The sequence below is a fragment of the Streptomyces sp. JLBJ103 genome, assembly GCF_058215575.1.
The window spans coordinates 6,831,740-6,853,187 of the sequence record NZ_CM177089.1; the positions used below are offsets into that span (position 1 = coordinate 6,831,740).

Annotated in this window: 5 protein-coding genes and 2 pseudogenes; 5 read left to right on the top strand and 2 right to left on the bottom strand. The window is 70.2% G+C overall.

The features are described from left to right. Positions 1-80 precede the first annotated feature (80 nt). Positions 81-1,177: pseudogene (locus tag AC4BEG_RS30080) on the top strand (integrase core domain-containing protein). Then, positions 1,174-1,977 (top strand): integrase core domain-containing protein, encoded by an 804-nt coding sequence (locus AC4BEG_RS30085; RefSeq protein WP_490702825.1) that lies wholly within the window; start codon positions 1,174-1,176, stop codon positions 1,975-1,977. The pseudogene AC4BEG_RS30080 and the gene AC4BEG_RS30085 overlap by 4 nt, the downstream one beginning before the upstream one ends. Before the next feature lie 25 nt (positions 1,978-2,002). On the opposite strand, the pseudogene AC4BEG_RS30090 reads toward AC4BEG_RS30085, so the two are convergent. Next, positions 2,003-2,214: pseudogene (locus tag AC4BEG_RS30090) on the bottom strand (tRNA (adenosine(37)-N6)-threonylcarbamoyltransferase complex transferase subunit TsaD); the annotation flags it as partial. A gap of 120 nt (positions 2,215-2,334) precedes the next feature. Beyond that, on the bottom strand, positions 2,335-3,330 hold the full coding sequence (locus tag AC4BEG_RS30095; RefSeq protein ID WP_490702826.1) for an FkbO/Hyg5 family chorismatase: 996 nt from the start codon (positions 3,328-3,330) through the stop codon (positions 2,335-2,337). Positions 3,331-3,597: 267 nt separating this feature from the next. Here AC4BEG_RS30095 and AC4BEG_RS30100 point away from each other — a divergent pair, with 267 nt between their 5' ends. The 3 genes from AC4BEG_RS30100 to AC4BEG_RS30110 all read left to right on the top strand — a co-directional run bounded on the left by AC4BEG_RS30100 (position 3,598) and on the right by AC4BEG_RS30110 (position 21,433). Then, the gene (locus AC4BEG_RS30100) at positions 3,598-3,810 is read left to right on the top strand and encodes a thioesterase domain-containing protein (protein WP_490702827.1); all 213 of its coding nucleotides are present in this window, start codon (positions 3,598-3,600) and stop codon (positions 3,808-3,810) included. Between the two features lie 73 nt (positions 3,811-3,883). Next, positions 3,884-4,360: a thioesterase II family protein gene (locus AC4BEG_RS30105; RefSeq protein ID WP_490702828.1), complete on the top strand. Its 477-nt coding sequence runs from the start codon at positions 3,884-3,886 to the stop codon at positions 4,358-4,360. A gap of 495 nt (positions 4,361-4,855) precedes the next feature. Then, complete coding sequence (locus AC4BEG_RS30110; RefSeq protein WP_490702829.1) at positions 4,856-21,433, top strand: type I polyketide synthase; 16,578 nt, start codon at positions 4,856-4,858, stop codon at positions 21,431-21,433. Positions 21,434-21,448: the final 15 nt, after the last annotated feature.

Sequence of the window (21,448 nt, forward strand, 5' to 3'; positions counted from 1 at the left end):
CGTACCGGAGGTCGACCGGCGAAGTCGCCAAAACAGGCGCTCTCGCGAGGCTGGCGGTCACCGCGGCAAGATGATCGACCGTGCTGCTGAGACTGGCTAACCTCGGCGTGACGAACTCGTCCGCGATGCTTCGCCTGTGCCGATGACCGACCGGGACAAGGACGCGGAGATCCTCGCCCTGCGTCACCAGATCACCGTCTTGGAACGCCAACTCGGCAAGGACAAGGTCCGGTTCACGCCCAGCGATCGGGCATTCCTGGCGGCGCTGCTGCACCGGCTGCCACTGCACGTCCTGCGAAGATTACGGCTGCTCGTACGCCCTGACACGGTGCTGCGTTGGCACCGCACCCTCGTCGCACGTCGCCATGCCTCCTCCTGCCGACCCAAACGCCCGGGACGACCACGCACCGTACGCTCCATCCGCATCCTGGTCCTGCGGCTGGCGAAGGAGAACCCGAGCTGGGGGTACAGACGTCTGCACGGCGAGCTGCTCGTGCTGGGGGTGAAGGTAGGCGCGCCCACCGTCTGGGAGATCCTGAAGAAGGCCGGCATCGACCCAGCACCCGAGCGGAGCTCCAGTACCTGGGCTACTTTCCTTCGCTCTCAGGCTGATGCCCTGCTGGCCTGCGACTTCATGGAAACAGTCACCCTGTCGGGGATGCGGATGTACGTGCTCGTGGTGATCGAACACGGCAGTCGCCGGATCCGCGTCCTGGGCGCCACCGCGCATCCGAACGCATCCTGGGTAGCGCAAGCGGCGAAGAACCTCGTCATGGACCTCGAAGACCTCGACTGCCGCGCACGGTTCATGATCCGAGACCGGGACAAGAAGTTCCCCGCCCTCTTCGATGCCGTCCTCAAGGACGCGGGGATCGACGTCGTCCTCAGCGGCATCCAGATGCCACGAATGAACTCGATCACGGAGCGCTGGATACAGACCTGTCGCCGCGAGCTCCTGGACCGGACATTGATCTGGAACCAACGACATCTCCTCCACACTCTGCGCGAGTTCGAGCAGTTCTACAACGGACACCGACCACACCAGGGCATCGCGAACGCCAGGCCACTGCACCCCTTGCCCCCGCCGATCGACGATCCCGACGCGTTAGCCCGCCTCGACATACGCCGACGCGATCGCCTCGGCGGCATCCTCCACGAATATCAACATGTGGCGTGACCTGCACGGATGCGGTTTCCGGCAAGGGCACGCCCACGCAGGCTGCCATCAAGAAGCTCGTGCTGCGTCTTGCCCACGAGAACAGCCGATGGGGCCATCGCCCAATTCAAGGTGAACTGGCCCGGCTCGGACACCCGATCGCCGCCTCGACCGTCTGGCAGATCCTCCACGCCGCAGGAATCGATCCCGCCCCACGCCGCACTGGCCCGACCTGGCGCGAGTTCGTCTCTACGCAGACCACCGGCCTGATCGCCTGCGATTTCCTCCACATCGACACCATCGGCCTGCAACGCCTGTACGCCCTGATCTTTCTCGAGCACCACACCCGGAGCCTGCACGTCATCGGCGTCACCGCACACCCGACCGCTGCCTGGGCCACCCAGCAAGCCCGCAACCTCGCCACCGGCCTGGGCATACGCATGGATTCGCTGCGCTTCCTCGTCCGAGATCGCGACAGCAAGTACACCGACACCTTCGACGCCGTGTTCCAGGCCGAGGACATTGAGATCATCAAGACCCCGTTCCGCGCGCCAAGGGCCAACGCCCACTGCGAACGCGTGATCGGTACCCTCCGCCGAGAAGTCCTCGACCACACACTCATCTTTGGCGAAGCTCACGCGCGCCAAGTCCTGGCCGAATACCAAAGGCACTACAACACGCACCGCCCCCACCGGGCCCGACGCCAAATACCGCCCCTTGCTTACGAACAGCCACCTCCAGTCCTTGGGCCGACCAGCCGCCAAGCCCTATGCACTCGCGTCCTCGGCGGCTTGATCAACGAGTACAGGTATGCCGCTTGACCAGCACCAACGATTATTCGAGCCCCACACCGGCCTCGTCCAGTGCCTTGCGTACCACCGGGGTGAGCGCGTGCACATGGGCGCGCGGCGATCTCCGGGGCCACACCGCCGAACCGGACGTGCTCGTCCATGCTCGACTCGACCGCGTGTCCGAGCAGTCGGCCGTCGCTGACCAGCCCCGCCCCCGGTCTCGTCGCACGAGGACTCGATCCCGAGCACGATCTGCCGAGCTGCCATGAGTGCCTTCCCCGCCGTCTTCGCGTTGATTGCCCCTGGAGTGTGGTTGCACATCAGTTGCAATAAGATGCGGAAGCGGCCTGCCCTGGTGGGACAGGCCGCCTACCCGGGCTGCGGGCGTTACGCGATGATGCCCTCGATCTCGACGAGGAGGTCGGCGCGGCAGATGTCGACATTGAAGTAGGCGATGTCGACCGGGTCCGGGAAGGCCTCCTGGCACGCCTCGCGGACCTGCGGCATGTCGTCCAGGTGTCGGACGTAGACCTTCACCTGGGTCAGGTCGGACAGCTCATGGCCCCGGGTGATGCCGTGCTCCTGGAGGTTCCGGTCGCTGATGAGGTGCTCGATGTTCTCCAGCGCCACCCGGCACTGCTTGTCGATGCTGTCGGAGTGGACCGTCTGGTGGCCGAGGATGGCCGCGGTGCCGGAGATGTAGAGGTGCGCCGCACCGGCTTCGGCGTCACGCGGCGTCAGATGGGTGGCCCGGGCGAAGCTCGGCGCCTTCGGCCCGTACTGCTCCGGGTAGTTGTAGGCCGGGATCTGGCGGGTGTTCTCGATGTTGACCCGGGCTGCGGTCCGGGAGGCCAGGAAGTAGAAGGCGACGCCCTCCCCGCGGGAGCCGATGCCGGTGGCCGAGGGCATGTCCCGGCCCTCAGCCGCGTAACTCTCGAACGCCTCGGCGCGGCCCCGGCAGAAGTCCTGGTAGACCTCGAGCCCCTCGGCGTTCGGCTCATTGATCCGGCCGATGAGATTCCACATCCGGAAGATGCCGGGGTAATCGAGCCGCTCGACCAGCTCGAAGACCGCCGTGTAGGCGGCCCGGGTCGCATCGGTGTACGTGCCCTGCCCAGGTATGTGGCCCGCGCAGAACAGATAGTCGTCGGTATACCCGTACACCAGGCCGTTCTCGGTGCCCGTGCGGACGGGCTGGTCCACCGTCCACCGCTCGATGCGGACCTCCGTCTCATCGGCCGCCATGTGCGTGGGAAGCACCGGCACGCCCTCCAGCACAAGCGGATTCGAGCCCTCCAGTCCGTATGTGACCTCCCCGAGGACGAAGCGGCCAGGCTGGTTCTCGGGCAATTGACCGGGGACGATGTAATCGCATCGCAGCATGGGAAACTCCAACGCGCCGCAGGTCACGGCTTGGTGATGAGGGACCAGATAATTGCGGGAAGAATGCGTAGGAATACGCAGAGTGAAGGCTGGCCAGGGTGCGGGTCGGAGGGTCGCCGCGCGACGCATGCCGATCCGTGCCAACGCCCCCACCATACGTCAGTACTTCTCTATGCGAACTTGTTTTCTGTGATCGGGGCGACGTTGCAGCTTCCTGACGGGTTTTCGTAGCTGCCGAGTAGCCCAGCTTGGAGGGCGAGAAGCCAGATGCCCACTGACGTCGCCCGAAACAGCGCCTGGATACAGAGATTTGACTCCGTGCCTTCCGGCGATGTGCGCCTGATCTGTCTCCCGCACGCCGGAGGCGCGGCGAGTTTCTACCACCCGTTCTCGCGCTTGCTGCCGTCCGCCGTGGAGATGCCGGCCATCCAGCACTTGGGACGTCAGGGTCGGCGCCTTGAGCCCTGCATCGTGGATTGAGGGAACTCGCGGACCGCGTCCTTGAGGAGTTGGGGCCGTACATCGGTCAGCCCTCGCACTGTTCGGTCGCAGCATGGGCGCCACCCTGGCGTTCGAGGTGGCCCGCCGCCTTGAGGGGCAAGGCGCCCCGCCGGAGCACCTGTTCGTCTCCGGCGGCGCGCCGTCCCGCTCCCGCCACGAGGACGAGCACGTGCGTGACGACGCGGGCCTCATCGCCGAGCTGGCGGAACTCAGCGGAACCGACACCCGGCTCCTCGAGGACGAGGGGATGCGGCGCATGGTCCTGCCCGCCCTGCGTGGCGACTGCACGGCAGCCGAAACCTATGTCTACCAGCCCGGACCGCCGCTGGCGTGCCCCGTGACCGCGATCACAGGAGACGCCGACCCCAGGGTGGACCGGGATGAGGCCGAGGCGTGGGAGGAGCACACGACCGGTCCGTTCGAGCTGCCGACCTTCCCGGGCGGCCACTTCTACCTCAGCGACCACCGCACGGAGGTCGCCCAGGCCGTGGCCACCAGGCTGCTGCCCGGCCTCCCCGCGGACCGCTGAGCCGCCGGCGCCCGCCCGCCGAGCCGAGGCACTGTCAGGTCGCCACGTACGCTGGGGTCCTGACAGTGACCGGTCGAATTCCAGTCGAGCGGGAGAGGTATACTGCCGATGCGCACGTGTAAACGCTGAAATTATTGTTCGTCGCGGGGGTGGCGACAGCACGACGCGGGGGAGAATCACACATGCTCGACCGGCACGACCTCACTGCCATGGAGCAATCACGGGGAGCCGAGCCAGCGACGCTGTTCATGCGGTCGCGGAGTTTCGGCGCGGTCATCGGAGCCTCGCAACTTACCCACCACACCTGTCCGAATTCTTCGGCGGGGGCATTCACTCGGCACTGAGTGGTGCCGGCATAGACATTCCCTGACAGGCGTCGGCCTGCCGCGAGAAATGTCGCGGCACGCCATCACACACATCCATGGGCTGGTGCGCCCATTGCCGGGAACGAACCCCGGCACGTGCTGTCAACGAGGCGAGGAAAAGGAATCCAAGGTGCGTGCAGAGCTGATCCAGCCATTGCCCGAACTGCTGCGTGCCCACGCCGAACAGCGAGGCGACCAGATCGCTTTCGCTGATGAGTGGCGCAGCGTGAGCTACCGGGAGCTGGAGCGGCGCACCGCTCGCCTCGGCGGACACCTGGCCGGGCTGGGCCTGCGGCGCGGCGACCGTGCGGTGATCCTCCTCAACAACAGCGTCGAGGTGATCGAGAGCTATCTCGCCGTCACCCGGGCAGCCTGCGTCGGCGTGCCGGTCAACCCCCAGTCCGCCGACGGCGAAGTCGCCCACATGCTCGACGACAGTGGCGCCCGAGTCGTCTTCGCTGACACCGCCCACCTGGAACAGGTCACCCGCATCCTGGCCGACGGACGCGAACAGGTGCGAGTCGTGGTCGTCGGCGAAGACGACCCGGCGGCCGGGCACGCCTCCTTCGAGGCGATGGCCGCCTCCGAGCCGACCCAGCCGGCCCGGGACGACCTCGGACTCGACGAGGTCGCCTGGATGCTCTACACCTCCGGGACGACCGGGCGGCCGAAGGGCGTGCTGTCCACCCAGCGAAGCTGCCTGTGGTCGGTCGCCGCCTGCTACGCACCGGTGCTGGGCCTCTCGGAACGGGACCGGGTGCTCTGGCCGCTGCCCCTCTTCCACAGCCTCGCCCACATCCTCTGCGTCATCGGCGTCACCGCGACCGGAGCCACCGCCCGGATCATGGGCGGCTTCGTGGCCGAGGACGTCCTGAGGCTGATGCGAGCCGAATCGTTCACCCTGCTGGTGGGCGTGCCGACCATGTACCACCACATGGTGCTCGCCGCCGACCAGGAGCCCTTGGACACCACCGAGCTGCGCGCCTGCATGGTGGCCGGAGCGGTGACCGCGCCCTCATTGGCCCGCTCCTTCGAGGACACCTTCGGCCTGCCCCTGCTGGACGCCTACGGCAGCACCGAGACCTGCGGCCTGATCACCATCAACCCGCCCGGCGGGAAGCGGGTCACCGGCTCCTGCGGGCAGCCGGTGCCCGGCCTCGGAGTGCGCCTGGTCGACCCGGAGACCAGCCAGGACGTGCCGGCCGGCGCGGAGGGCGAGGTGTGGGTCAGCGGCCCGAGCCTGATGGTCGGCTACCACAACCAGCCGGAGGCCACCGCCGCGGCACTGCACGACGGCTGGTACCGCACCGGAGACCTCGCCCGGCGCGACGACAACGACTACTTCACCATCAGCGGCCGCATCAAGGAACTCATCATCCGCGGCGGTGAGAACATCCACCCCGCCGAGGTCGAGGAAGCGCTGCGCGCCGCCCCCGGCATCGCTGACGCGGCGGTGACCGGCAAGCCCCACGACACCCTGGGCGAAGTCCCGATCGCCTACCTGATCCTGGACGAGCCCGGCGCGTTCGACCGCGACCAGGTCCTCGCGGTCTGCCGGGATCGACTGGCGAACTACAAGGTGCCCGCGGAGCTGTACGAGGTCGACGCGATCCCGCGCACCGGCTCCGGCAAGATCATCCGCCATCTCCTGGCCGAACGGCCCGCCCAGCTCCTCGCGTTGGGCGACACCTCCCACGAGTCGCTCTTCCGGCTGGACTGGATCGAGGTGACCGGTTCCGCCGGCGGGACGGCCGCCACCGGAGCCGCCGACGACACCGCGCACGCGGCCACCGGCTGGGCACAGATCGGCCCGGACGCGCTCGTGCCGGACGCCCAGACGTACCCGGACCTTCCCGCGCTCGGCGCCGCCATCGACTCCGGCACGCCCACCCCCGGCTTCGTGGCCATCCCGCACCGGCACATCGCTCCGGCGGACGCCCCCGCGGCCGACCCCCCGCAGGCCCGCACGACCGGCGACGAGTCGCTGGACCGGGTCCGCGGATGGCTCGTCGACCCCCAACTCACCTCCTCCCACCTGGTCATCGTCACCCAGGGGGCAGTCTCCGCCACTCCCGGCGAGGGCGGACCCGACCCGGCCGACGCCGACCTGGTGTGCCTCCTGCGCACCGTCCAGGAGGCGCACCCCGACCGGCTGACCCTGCTCGACCTTGACGATGACGAAGCGTCACGGGCACTGATCACCACCGCCACCACCTGGGGAGAACCGCAGCTCGCGATACGCGCCGGCACCGCCTATGCCCCCCGGCTGCGGCCCGTCCGCCACGCCGACCCGCAGCACGGGGACGGCGACGCCGTCCTGTCCGCGCTGCGCGATCGACTCGCCGGCATGTCCGATGCCGAGCGGACACGCACCCTGCACGAGCTGGTGCGCGAGCAGGCGACGGCCGTCCACGGCGACCTGGGCCAGGCCACCTTCGAGCCCCGCCGGAGCTTCCGGGAGCAGGGCTTCACCTCGCTGACCGGAGTGGAGCTGCGCAACCGCCTGGTGGCCGCCACCGGGCTGCGTCTGCCGGCCACCCTCGTCTTCGACCACCCCACCCCGCAGGCCGTGGTCCGCTACCTGCAAGCGGAACTGCTGGAGAGCCAGGACGCCCTCGTCGGCCCGAGCCCGAGCGGCCCGCTCGCCGCCGCCGACGACCCGATCGCCATCGTGGGCATCGGCTGCCGCTACCCGGGCGGCATCGCCTCCCCCGAGGAACTGTGGCGCCTGGTGTCAGGCGGCAGCGACGCCATCTCCGCCTTCCCCACCGACCGTGGCTGGGACCTCGACGGGCTCTACCACCCGGACCCCGACCACCCGGGCACCAGCTACGCCCGCGAGGGCGGATTCCTCTACGACGCCGCCGACTTCGACGCCGGGTTCTTCGGGATCTCGCCGCGTGAGGCGCTGGCGATGGACCCGCAGCAGCGGCTGCTCCTGGAAACGTCCTGGGAGGCGTTCGAGCGCGCCGGTATCGATCCGCTGTCGGTGCGCGGCAGCCGTACCGGTGTCTTCGCGGGCGTGATGTACCACGACTACGCCAGCCGCCTGAACGCCCTCCCCGAGGGCGTTCAGGGATACCTGGAAACCGGCAACGCGGGCAGTGTGGCCACCGGCCGGGTGGCGTACACGCTGGGGCTTGAGGGTCCGGCGGTGACGGTGGACACGGCGTGTTCGTCGTCGCTGGTGGCCCTGCATCTGGCGGCGCAGTCGCTGCGTCAGGGTGAGTGCTCGATGGCGCTGGTCGGTGGTGTGACCGTGCTGTCGACGCCGGACGTGTTCGTTGAGTTCAGCCGCCAGCGGGGCCTGGCCGCAGATGGCCGCTGCAAGGCGTTCGCCGGTGCGGCGGATGGCACCGGCTGGGCCGAGGGCGCGGGCATGCTGCTCATCGAGCGGCTCTCCGACGCCCAGCGGAACGGTCACCCCGTGCTGGCCGTCGTCCGAGGCAGCGCTATCAACCAGGACGGTGCCTCGAATGGTCTGACGGCGCCGAACGGTCCCTCGCAGCAGCGCGTGATCCAGCAGGCGCTGGCCAGCGCGCGGCTGTCGGCCGGCCAGGTGGACGCGGTCGAGGCGCACGGCACGGGCACCACGCTGGGCGACCCGATCGAGGCGCAGGCGCTGCTGGCGACTTATGGGCAGGAGCGCACCGACGACCGTCCGTTGTGGCTGGGTTCGGTGAAGTCGAATCTGGGTCACACCCAGGCGGCGGCTGGTGTCGCCGGGATCATCAAGATGGTGATGGCGATGCGGCACGGTGTGCTGCCGCAGACCCTGCACGTGGACCAGCCGTCCACGAAGGTGGACTGGTCCGCGGGTGCGGTCGAGCTGCTGACCGAGCAGGTGGCCTGGCCGGAGACCGACGAGCCCCGCCGGGCGGGCGTGTCGGCCTTCGGCGTCAGTGGCACCAACGCCCACGTCATCCTCGAAGCCGTCCCGGCTCCCGAACAGCCCGAGGACGCGACCGACCTCGCCGGTGACACCGATGCCGCCGTGGTCCCGTGGGTGCTCTCCGCCCGCGGCCCGGAGGCCCTGCGGGCGGCAGCGGAGCGCCTCATCCAGCTGGTGGAGAGCGAGGCCGACGCATCGCCGACGGACATCGGCTACTCGCTGGCGACCACCCGCGCCTCCCTGGAGCACCGTGCCGCCATCGTGGCCTCGGGCCGGGAGGAATTCACGGCTGCTCTGACCGCTGTGGCCGCAGGCGACGCCACCGCCGGAGTCCTTCGCGGTCAGGCGAACGCGTCCGGTGGTGTGGTGTTCGTGTTCCCGGGTCAGGGTTCGCAGTGGTTGGGGATGGCGGTGGAGCTGTTGGAGGTTTCGCCGGTGTTCGCTGCTCGGATGGCTGAGTGTGCGGCTGCGTTGGCGCCGTTTACGGACTGGTCGCTGCTTGATGTGGTGCGGGATGGGTCGGGGGTGTGGCTGGAGCGGGTTGATGTGGTCCAGCCGGTGTTGTGGGCGGTGATGGTGTCGTTGGCCGCGGTGTGGGAGTCCCATGGTGTGGAGCCTGCCGCGGTGGTGGGTCATTCGCAGGGTGAGATCGCGGCGGCTTGTGTGGCTGGTGCGCTGACTGTGGAGGATGCTGCTCGGGTTGTTGCTCTGCGGAGTGGGTTGCTGCTGGGTCTGAGTGGTGATGGCGGCATGTTGTCTGTGGCGTTGCCGGTGGAGCGGGTCGCTGAGCGGATCGGTGGGTTCGGTGACTCGGTGTCGGTGGCTGCGGTCAACGGTCCTGGTTCGGTGGTGGTTTCCGGTGAGCGTGTGGTGCTGTTGGAGCTTCAGGCTGGGTGGGAGGCTGAGGGTGTCCGGGCGCGGATGGTGCCGGTGGATTACGCCTCGCATTCGGCGCAGGTGGAGGAGATCGAAGGGCGTCTGCTGGAGGTTCTGGAACCGATTCAGCCGCGCAGTGCCCGTGTTCCGTTCTATTCGTCCGTCACCGGTGCCCGGATCGACACTTCGGGTCTGGATGCGGGGTACTGGTATCGGAATCTGCGGCAGACGGTGGAGTTCGCCAAGGCCATTGCCACGCTGTTGGATGAGGGTCATGGTGCGTTCATCGAGACGAGCGCGCATCCGGTGTTGCTGATGGGTGTGCAGGAGACCGCGGACGCGTCGGACCGCCCGGTCGTCACGATCGGCACCCTGCGCCGTGGTGAGGGCGGGCAGCAGCGGCTGTTGGCTTCCCTGGCGGAGGCGTACACGCAGGGCGTCGAGGTGGACTGGGCGTCGGTGTTCGCGGGTACTGGGGCGCGTCGGGTGGATCTGCCGACGTATCCCTTCCAACGCAAGCGCTACTGGCTCGACGCTCCCGAAGCCGATCAGCAGCCCACCAACGGCCAGGGCACCAGTGCCGCCGAGACCACCTTCTGGGACGCGGTCGAGCGCGAGGATCTGGCGTCGCTGGCCTCGGTCCTGCGGGTCGGGGACGAGGACCCGTTCAGTGCGGTGCTGCCAGCGCTCTCGTCGTGGCGCCGTCAGCAGCGGGACGCGTCGACCGTGGAGCAGTGGCGTTACCGGATCGACTGGCGTCCGCTGCCGGGTGCGCAGGCGCGTTCGCTGTCGGGCACCTGGATCGCGGTGCTGCCGTCGAGCGGCGGCGGCGAGCAGTGGGTCGCGGCGCTGGAGGAGCGCGGCAGCCGCCTGGTGCGCGTCCAGCTGGACGCGGCACCGGACCGCGGCTCGCTGGCCGGCCAGTTGCGGGATGCCTGCGCCGCCGGCCCGGTCGCGGGCGTGCTGTCGATGGCGGCCCTGGAAGACGGTGCCCATCCGCTCCATGCCGGCCTGCCCGGCGGCACGGCGGCCACTGTGGTGCTGGCGCAGGCCCTCGGAGACGCCGGAGTGGACGCCCCGCTGTGGCTGCTGACCGAGGGCGCGGTCGCCACCGGCCGCGCCGACGAGCTCACCGACGCGCAGCAGGCCCAGGTCTGGGGCCTTGGCCGGGTGATCTCCCTGGAGCACCCGGACCGCTGGGGCGGCCTGATCGACCTTCCGCAGGCCGCTGACGAGCGGGTCCTGGACCGGCTGTGCGGCGTGCTGACCGCCGCCGAGGACGAGGACCAGCTCGCCATCCGTCCGTCCGGCGTCTATGTGCGCCGGCTCGTCCGCGCGCCCCTCGCCGACACCCCCGGCTCCCGCACCTGGGAACCGCGCGGAACGGTCCTGGTCACCGGCGCGACCGGCGGGCTGGGGCCGCACATCGCACGCTGGCTGGCCCGCAGTGGCGCCGAGCATCTGGTCCTGACCAGCCGACGAGGCCCCGAGGCCGGGGGCGCCACCGAGCTGGCCGACGAACTCACCGCACTCGGCATCCGGTTCAGCACCGTCGCCTGCGACATGACCGACCGGAACGCCGTGGCCACACTGGCCGAGCGGCTTGCCGACGAGGGCACCCCGGTACGCGCCGTGATCCACGCGGCGGCCTACACCGAGCTGGCCGCACTCGCCGAGACGAACGTCGCCGACTTCGCCGCCGTGGTCGAGGCCAAGGCCCGAGGCGCGGAGTACCTGGACGAGATCTTCGGACCCGAGGTCGACGCCTTCGTGCTCTTCTCCTCGATCTCGGGAGTCTGGGGCAGCGGCAACCACGCCGCCTATGCCGCCGCCAACGCCTATCTGGACGCGCTGGCCGAGCGCCGCCGTTCGCGGGGCCTGACGGCGACATCGGTGGCATGGGGCATCTGGGACAGCGGCGCCGACCGTGCCGAGGTCCTCCCCGAAGCACTGCGTCGGCAGGGCCTGCCGTTCATCGAGCCGGAGCTGGCCTTCACCGCGCTGCAGCAGGTCCTCGACCACGACGAGACCTTCATCGCCGTGGCCGACGTCGACTGGGAGCGCTTCGTCCCGGCCTTCACGATGGCACGACCGCGCCCGCTGCTCGACGGAGTGCCCGAGGCACGCGCGGCCGTGGAATCCGCGGACCGCGCCGACCTGGCCGTGACGGCCGGAGCAGGCACCGGCGCGGGTGACGCAGAGGCCGAGGGCAGCGCGCTGGTGCGGCAGCTCGCGGCACTGTCCGAGGCCGAACGCGACTCGGCCCTCGCCGAGCTGGTCAGCACCCACGCCGCCGCCGTGCTCGGCCACGCGTCCGCCGACGCCGTGACGACCGACCGCGCCTTCCGCGACCTCGGCTTCGACTCGCTCACCGCGGTCGAGCTGCGCAACCGGCTGCAGACGGCGATCGGCGTCCGGCTCCCGGCGACCATGATCTTCGACCACCCGACCCCGCAGGCGCTGGTCCGGTATCTCGCCGACACGCTCCTCGGGTCGGAAGCGGACCGCGCGGGCGCCGCACCGGCCCCCGTGCCCGCCGCGACGGTGGACGACGAACCCATCGCGATCGTGGGCATGAGCTGCCGCTACCCGGGCGGCGTCAACTCGCCCGAGGAACTGTGGCAGCTGCTGGCCGCCGGTGGAGACGCGATCTCGGCCTTCCCCGGTGATCGCGGCTGGGAGCTGGACGGATTCTTCGACCCGGACCCGGACCGACCCGGCAAGAGCTACGTCCGGGAGGGCGGATTCCTGCACCAGGCGGCGGACTTCGACGCCGGGTTCTTCGGGATCTCGCCCCGCGAGGCGCTGGCCATGGACCCGCAGCAGCGACTGCTCCTCGAAACCTCCTGGGAAGCGCTGGAGCGTGCTGGCGTCGACCCGCTGAGCCTGCGGGGAACCCAGGGCGGAGTCTTCGTCGGCGCGGCCGCGCAGCGCTATGGCGGCGACCCGAAGCACGCACCGGAGGGCGCGGAGGCGCACCTCGTCACCGGCACCGCCGCCAGCGTGCTCTCCGGCCGAGTGTCCTACACCCTGGGCCTGGAGGGTCCGGCGGTCACGGTCGACACCGCCTGCTCGTCCTCGCTGGTCGCCCTCCACTGGGCGGTGCAGGCCCTGCACCGGGGCGAGTGCACGATGGCACTCGCCGGTGGCGTGGTGGTTATGCCCACCCTGGAACCGTTCGCCGGCTTCAGCCGCCAGCGCGCCCTCGCCGCCGACGGCCGTTGCAAGGCCTTCTCCGGTGCCGCGGACGGAATGGGCCTGGCCGAAGGCGCCGGCATGCTGGTGCTGGAGCGGCTGTCCGACGCCCAGCGGAACGGCCACCAGGTGCTGGCCGTGGTCCGGGGTTCGGCGGTGAACCAGGACGGCACGTCCAATGGTCTGACGGCGCCGAACGGTCCCTCGCAGCAGCGGGTGATCCACCAGGCGCTCTCCAATGCCCGACTGTCCCCCGCGCAGGTCGACGCGGTCGAGGCGCACGGCACGGGTACGGCGCTGGGTGACCCGATCGAGGCGCAGGCGCTGCTGGCGACTTATGGGCAGGGCCGCGCTGACGACCGTCCGTTGTGGCTGGGTTCGGTGAAGTCGAACATCGGCCACACCCAGTCGGCTGCCGGTGTGGCGGGCGTCATCAAGATGGTGATGGCGATGCGGCACGGTGTGCTGCCGCAGACCCTCCACGTGGACGAGCCGACGCCGCATGTGGACTGGTCGGCGGGCGCGGTTGAGCTGCTGACCGAGCAGGTCGCGTGGCCCGAGACCGGACAGCCGCGTCGGGCGGGCGTGTCCTCCTTCGGAATCAGCGGCACCAACGCCCACGTCATCCTGGAGTGCGCCCCGGCTGTCGAGCAGGAGGCGTCCGAGGAGGACGTACCCGTCATCGACGGTGTGGTGCCCTGGGTGCTATCGGCACGCACCGGGACCGCATTGCGCGCCCAGGCCGGGCGGTTGACCGCACTCATCGAGCGTGCGGATGACATGTCGCCGGTGGATGTCGGGTATTCGCTGGCGGTGTCGCGGTCTGCGTTGGAGCACCGTGTGGCGGTGGTGGCTTCGGATCGTGCGGAGTTCCGTGCGGCTCTTGAGGCGCTGGCTGCTGGTGAGGCCCCGGCGGGTGCGGTCGAGGGTGTCGCGGGTTCCGGGAAGCTCGCGGTGTTGTTCACGGGTCAGGGTGCGCAGCGTGTTGGTATGGGCCGTGAGTTGTGTGAGCGTTTTCCGGTGTTCGTGGAGGCGTTCGATGCGGTGTGTGCGGAGTTGGACGTTCATTTGGAGCGGTCGCTGCGTGAGGTGATCTTCGCGTCTGAGGCCGATGTGCTGGATCAGACGGGGTTCACCCAGCCTGCGCTGTTCGCGATCGAGGTGGCTCTCTTCCGGCTGATCGAGTCGTGGGGGATCCGTTCCGACTTCGTGGCTGGGCATTCGATCGGTGAGTTGTCGGCCGCGCATGTGGCGGGTGTGCTCTCGCTGGCGGATGCGGCGGCGTTGGTGGCTGCTCGTGCCCGTTTGATGCAGGCTCTGCCGCAGGGTGGTGCGATGGTGTCCATCGCGGCTCCGGAGGAGGATGTCCGGTCGGCGCTTGTCGGCACCGCCGGTGTGTCGGTGGCTGCGGTCAACGGTCCGTTGTCTGTGGTGATTTCCGGTGATGCCGAGGCTGTGGCGCGTATCGGTGAGGGTTTTGCCGCCTCGGGTGTGAAGACGAAGCAGTTGCGGGTCAGTCACGCGTTCCACTCGCCGCACATGGACGGGATGCTGGAGGACTTCCGGCGGGTCGCGGCGGGGATTGCTTTCGAGGCTCCTCGCATCCCGGTGGTTTCGAATGTGACGGGTGAGATCGCGTCGGCTGAGGAGCTGTGCTCGGCGGAGTACTGGGTGCGGCATGTGCGCGACGCTGTGCGTTTCGCCGATGGGATCGGTGCGCTGGAGGCTCAGGGGGTGACCCGGTTCCTGGAGCTGGGTCCGGATGGGACGCTCTCGACGATGGCCCGGGACTGCCTGGCCGAGGACAGCGAGGCCGTGCTCGTCCCGGCTCTGCGTCGTGACCGCTCCGAGGAGCAGACGCTGCTGACGGCCCTCGGGCAGCTGTACGTGCATGGTGTCGCTGCCGACTGGGAGGCGGTCTTCGCCGGTACCGGCGCGCGCCGGGTCGACCTGCCCACCTACGCCTTCCAGCGTGAGCGGTACTGGATCGTGCCGGAAGAGACCGACCGGCAGACGGCTGATACAGCGGACTCCGCCTTCTGGGAGGTCGTCGAGCGCGAGGACCTCACCGCGCTGGCCTCCGCACTCAAGGTGGACGATGAGGCCCCGCTCAGCAGCGTGCTGCCCGCGCTGTCTTCCTGGCGGCGGCAGCATCGTGACCTGTCCGCTGTGGACGAGTGGCGTTACCGCATCAGTTGGACCCCGCTCACCGGTGCCGGTGCCTCGACGCTCTCCAGTACCTGGCTGGCCGTATTGCCCTCCGGCGAGGCCGGCGACCCGTGGGTGACGGGGCTGGAGTCCCGCGGGGCTCATATCGTGCCCGTACGGGTCGATGAGTCCGCCGATCGTGGCGTTCTCGCCGATCAGTTGCGGGGCATCACGGACGCGCAGCCGGTCACCGGCGTGCTGTCGCTGCTGGGGCTGGGCGTTGAGGCCGAGGCGACCCACTCCGCGCTTCCGGCGGCCACCGCGGCCACGGTGCTGCTGACGCAGGCTCTGGGCGACGCCGGTGTTCAGGCCCCGTTGTGGTTGCTCACCGCGGGTGCCGTGACCACCGGTCCCGCCGATCGGCTCACCCGTCCCGCCGCGACTCAGCTCTGGGGGCTGGGCCAGGTGATCGCGCTGGAGCACCCGGACCGCTGGGGCGGACTGATCGACCTCCCGCAGGCGGCCGACGAACGTACCCTCGACCAGTTGTGCGGGGCGCTCACGGCGAGCAGCGGGGAAGACCAGCTTGCCGTCCGCGCCTCGGGCGTCCAGGCCCGTCGGCTGGTGAGGGCACGTAACACCGGCACTGCGTCCCGCGCCTGGGCGCCGAGCGGCACGGTCCTGGTGACCGGTGGCACGGGCGCCTTGGGCGCGCATGTGGCGCGCTGGCTGGCCGGTGCGGGCGCAGAGCATCTGCTGCTGCTGAGTCGGCGCGGCTCGGACGCTCCGGACGCGCAGGCGCTGCGGGACGAGCTGACGGACCTGGGCGCACAGGTGACCGTCGCGGCCTGCGACGTCGCCGACCGCGACGCGCTCGCCGGGGTGCTGGCGGCCCTCCCGGCCGAATACCCGCTGACCGCGGTGGTGCACACGGCTGGTGTGCTGGACGACGGAATCCTTGACGCGCTCACCGGGGAGCGGGTCGAGGCGGTGCTGCGGCCGAAGGCCGAGGCAGCCCTCCACCTGCATGAACTCACCCACGAGCTGAACCTGTCGGCGTTCGTGCTGTTCTCCTCGTTCTCCGGCGTCGCAGGCAGCGCCGGGCAGGGCAACTACGCGGCGGCCAACGCGTTCCTGGACGCGCTGGCCCAGCACCGACGGCAGAACGGCCTCACGGCCACCTCCATCGCCTGGGGCGCCTGGGCGGACGGCGGCATGGCCGTCGACGGACGGGCGGCCGAGGAGCGGCTGTCACGCAACGGTGTCTCCGCGATGGCCCCCGAGCTCGCCCTGACCGCCCTGCAGCAGGCGCTCGACCACGACGAGACGGCGATCGCTGTCGCCGACCTGAACTGGGACGTCTTCACCACCACGCTCGCCACCACCACCCGCCCCGGCTCGCTGCTCGGCGAACTCCCCGAGGCCCAGGAGGCGTTGGCGGCATCGGTGGCGAACGACGACGCGTCGGACCCGCTCACCACCCTCCGGCAGCGGCTGGCGGGACTTTCCGCCGCGGAACGCGAATCCGAGCTGATGGACCTCGTCCGCGGGCAGGCGGCCGCCGCCCTCGGGCACGCCACAGCGGACGCGGTGCAGGCGACCCGCGCCTTCCGGGACCTCGGGTTCGACTCGCTCACCGCGGTGGAACTCCGTACCCGCCTGCAGCGGAGCACCGGACTGACGCTGCCGGCCACCCTTGCCTTCGACTACCCGACCCCGCAGGCCCTGGTCCAGCACTTGGCCGACCTGCTCGTCGGCCCGGACGCGGACCCCGCGGGTGCCGCGCCGTTCGATGCGCCCGCCGCGGCCGTGGCCGACGAGCCGATCGCGATCGTGGGCATGAGCTGCCGTTTCCCCGGCGGGGTCAGCTCCCCCGAGGAGCTGTGGCACCTCCTGGCCATGGGCGGCAACGGGATCTCCGGATTCCCCACGGACCGTGGTTGGGACGTCGACGGGCTCTTCGACCCGGACCCGGACAGCCCCGGCAAGAGCTATGTCGGGGTGGGCGGATTCCTGCACAACGCGGCGGACTTCGACGCCGGGTTCTTCGGGATCTCGCCGCGTGAGGCCGTGGCCATGGACCCGCAGCAGCGGCTGCTGCTGGAGACCTCGTGGGAGGCGCTGGAGCGCGCCGGTATCGACCCGCAGTCCGTACGGGGCAGCCGGATCGGCGTCTTCGTCGGCACCAACGGTCAGGACTACGCCACGGTCGCGATGAGCTCCCCGGAGAGCACCGAGGGCTATCGGGGGATCGGCAACGCCGCCAGCGTGGTGTCGGGCCGGGTCGCGTACACGCTGGGCCTGGAGGGTCCGGCGGTCACGGTCGACACCGCCTGCTCGTCCGCGCTGGTCGCCCTGCACTGGGCGGCGCAGTCGCTGCGCCAGGGCGAGTGCTCGATGGCGCTCGCGGGTGGTGTGACGGTGATGGCGACGCCGGCGGCGTTCGTCGAGTTCAGCCGTCAGCGCGGTCTGGCCGCGGATGGTCGCTGCAAGGCGTTCGCGGGTGCGGCGGATGGGACCGGCTGGTCCGAGGGCGTGGGCATGCTGCTCGTGGAGCGGCTCTCCGACGCCGAGCGGAACGGTCACCCCGTGCTGGCCGTGGTCCGGGGTTCGGCGGTGAACCAGGACGGTGCCTCGAATGGTCTGACGGCGCCGAACGGTCCGTCGCAGCAGCGGGTGATCCAGCAGGCGCTGGCCGGCGCGCGGCTGTCCGCCGGCCAGGTGGACGCGGTCGAGGCGCATGGCACGGGTACGGCGTTGGGTGACCCGATCGAGGCGCAGGCGCTGCTGGCGACTTATGGGCAGGAGCGTGCCGAGGGTCGTCCGTTGTGGCTGGGTTCGGTGAAGTCGAATGTGGGTCACACGCAGGCTGCTGCGGGTGTTGCAGGGATCATCAAGATGGTGATGGCGATGCGGCACGGTGTGCTGCCGCAGACCCTCCACGTGGACGAGCCGACGCCGCATGTGGACTGGACGGCGGGCGCGGTCGAGCTGTTGACCGAGCAGGTGGCCTGGCCGGAGACCGGCCAGCCGCGTCGGGCGGGTGTGTCCTCCTTCGGCGTCAGCGGCACCAACGCCCACGTCATCCTGGAAAGTGCTCCCGCCGTCGAGCAGGAGGCGTCCGAGGAGGACGTCCGCTTCATCGACGGTGTGGTGCCGTGGGTGGTGTCTGCGCGGAGCGCGGAGGCGCTGCGGGGACAGGCGGCGCGTCTGGCCGCGTTCGTGGGGTCTCGGTCTGATGTGAGCCTGGTGGATGTCGGGTATTCGCTGGCGGTGTCGCGGGCCGCGTTGGAGCACCGTGTGGCGGTGGTGGCTTCGGATCGTGCGGAGTTCCGTGCGGCTCTTGAGGCGCTGGCTGCTGGTGACGTGGCGCCTGGTGTGGTTCAGGGCGCGGTCGGTGGCGGGAAGCTCGCGGTGTTGTTCACGGGTCAGGGTGCGCAGCGTGTTGGTATGGGCCGTGAGTTGTGTGAGCGTTTTCCGGTGTTCGTGGAGGCGTTCGATGCGGTGTGTGCGGAGTTGGACGTTCATTTGGAGCGGTCGCTGCGTGAGGTGATCTTCGCGTCTGAGGCCGATGTGCTGGATCAGACGGGGTTCACCCAGCCTGCGCTGTTCGCGATCGAGGTGGCTCTCTTCCGGCTGATCGAGTCGTGGGGGATCCGTTCCGACTTCGTGGCTGGGCATTCGATCGGTGAGTTGTCGGCCGCGCATGTGGCGGGTGTGCTCTCGCTGGCGGATGCGGCGGCGTTGGTGGCTGCTCGTGCCCGTTTGATGCAGGCTCTGCCGCAGGGTGGTGCGATGGTGTCCATCGCGGCCCCGGAGGAGGATGTCCGGTCGGCGCTTGTCGGCACCGCCGGTGTGTCGGTGGCTGCGGTCAACGGTCCGGTGTCTGTGGTGATTTCCGGTGATGCCGAGGCTGTGGCGCGTATCGGTGAGGGTTTTGCCGCCTCGGGTGTGAAGACGAAGCAGTTGCGGGTCAGTCACGCGTTCCACTCGCCGCACATGGACGGGATGCTGGAGGACTTCCGGCGGGTCGCGGCGGGGATTGCTTTCGAGGCTCCTCGCATCCCGGTGGTTTCGAATGTGACGGGTGAGATCGCGTCGGCTGAGGAGCTGTGCTCGGCGGAGTACTGGGTGCGGCATGTGCGCGACGCTGTGCGTTTCGCCGATGGGATCGGTGCGCTGGAGGCTCAGGGGGTGACCCGGTTCCTGGAGCTGGGTCCGGATGGGACGCTCTCGACGATGGCCCGGGACTGCCTGGCCGAGGACAGCGAGGCCGTGCTCGTCCCGGCTCTGCGTCGTGACCGCTCCGAGGAGCAGACGCTGCTGACGGCCCTCGGGCAGCTGTACGTGCATGGTGTCGCTGCCGACTGGGAGGCGGTCTTTGCCGGTACCGGCGCGCGCCGGGTCGACCTGCCCACCTACGCCTTCGAGCGTGAGCGGTACTGGATCGTGCCGGAAGAGACCGACCGGCAGACGGCTGATACAGCGGACTCCGCCTTCTGGGAGGCGGTTGAGCGCGAGGACGTCAGTGCGCTTGCCGATGTGCTGGAGGTCGGCGAAGACGAGCCGCTCGATGCGATGCTGCCGTTGTTGTCCCGGTGGCGACGGGAGGGTCGTGAGCGCTCGGCCATCCGGGACTGGCGCTACCGCGTGGACTGGGTCCCCGCGGCCGAGCCGACCGTGTCGCCGCTCTCCGGCGCATGGCTGGTGGTGGCTCCTGGAGCCGGTGAGGACAGCGGCCGGATCGCTGACGCCCTGGCGGCGCGCGGCGTCGAGGTCATGCGCATCGACCTGACGGACGCGGCGGGTGACCGGGCGGCGCTGGCTCAGCGGATGAAGGAGGTCGTGTCGGAGTACCCGGTGATCTCCGGGGTGGTCGCGCTGCCAACGAGCGCCGCCGACACGGCGCTGCTGGCACAGTCGCTCGGTGACGCCGGTGTGCAGGCGCCGCTCTGGCTGCTCACGCAGGGCGCGGTGTCCACCGGGCCGGCCGATCAGCTCACCCATCTCACCCAGGCTCAGGTCTGGGGCCTGGGCCGGGTGGTCGCGCTGGAGCACCCGGACCGCTGGGGCGGGCTGATCGACCTCCCGCAGGCCGCGGATGAGCGGACCTTGGACCGCTTGTGCCGCGTGCTGGCCGACGGCGGCCAGGAGGACCAGCTCGCCATCCGTTCGTCCGGCGTGTACGTGCGCCGGCTGGTGCGGGCCCGCCTCGGCGGCGGGTCGGCCGACCGAAGCTGGTCGCCGCGTGGTTCGGTGCTGGTGACCGGCGGCACGGGCGCCTTGGGCGCGCATGTGGCACGCTGGCTGGTCGCCGCGGGAGCGGAACATCTGGTGCTGGTCAGCCGGCGTGGTGCTCAGGCGCCGGGTGCTGAAGCGCTGCGCGAGGAGCTGTCCGGGCTCGGGGTGTCCGTGACCCTGGCCGCGTGCGACGTGGCCGACCGGCAGGCGCTCGCCGGAGTGCTGGCGGCCGTGCCGGCCGAGCATCCGCTGACCGCGGTGGTCCACACCGCGGGGATCCTGGACGACGGCGTCGTGGACGGGCTCACCGAAGAGCGCATCGACGCCGTGCTGCGGCCCAAGGCCGACGCCGCATGGCATCTCCATGAGCTGACGCAGGACATGGACCTGTCGGCCTTCGTGCTGTTCTCCTCGCTGGCGAGCACCGCCGGGAGCCCGGGGCAGGGCAACTACGCGGCGGCCAACGCGTTCCTGGACGCGCTCGCCCAGCACCGGCGGCAGAACGGCCTCACGGCCACCTCGATCGCCTGGGGTGCCTGGGCGGACAGCGGCATGGCCGCCGACGCCCAGTTCGTGGAGGAGCGGCTGCGCCGCAGCGGTGTCGTGCCGATGGCACCGGAGCTGGCGCTGTCGGCGCTGCGGCAGGCGCTCGACCATGAAGACACCGCGGTCACGGTCGCCGACCTGGACTGGCCGCGCTTCGCCCAGTCCTTCACCGCCACCCGCCCCAGCGCGCTGCTGGGCGAACTGCCCGAGGCGCGCGAGGCATTGCGTGCGGCGTCGGACGAGGATGCGGCCTCCGCTTCCGGATCCGCGGGCACGGACCTGACCCACCGCCTCTCCGGTCTGTCCGAGAGAGGGCGGGAGCGCGTCCTGCTGGACGTGGTCCGTACCCACGCCGCGACCGTCCTGGGACACGCCTCGGCGCGGACCGTGGATCCCGAACGCGGCTTCCTGGACCTGGGATTCGACTCGCTCACCGCGGTCGAACTCCGCAACGGACTCCAGCGAATGACCGGACTCACCTTCCCGGCGACTCTGCTCTTCGACTACCCCACGCCGGCCGCGCTCGCCGCGCACCTGCGTGCCGCGATCGTTCCCGCCGACCATGACGGTCAGGCGAATGATCCGGCCTCGGCCGACTCCGCGCTGACGGAGCTGAACAAGGTCGAGGCGGCGCTGTCGTCCATGGAGTCGGACGAGGATCGTACGAAGGTCGTCGCCAAGTTGAACGACATGCTGACGAAGTGGCGCGGCACCGTGCGCGCAACGGACGAGGACGACGACGGCCGGATTGACGCGGCCACGGACGAGGAGATCTTCGCACTCATCGACGATGAGTTCGGGGACCTCTGAAACCGACGAATCCGA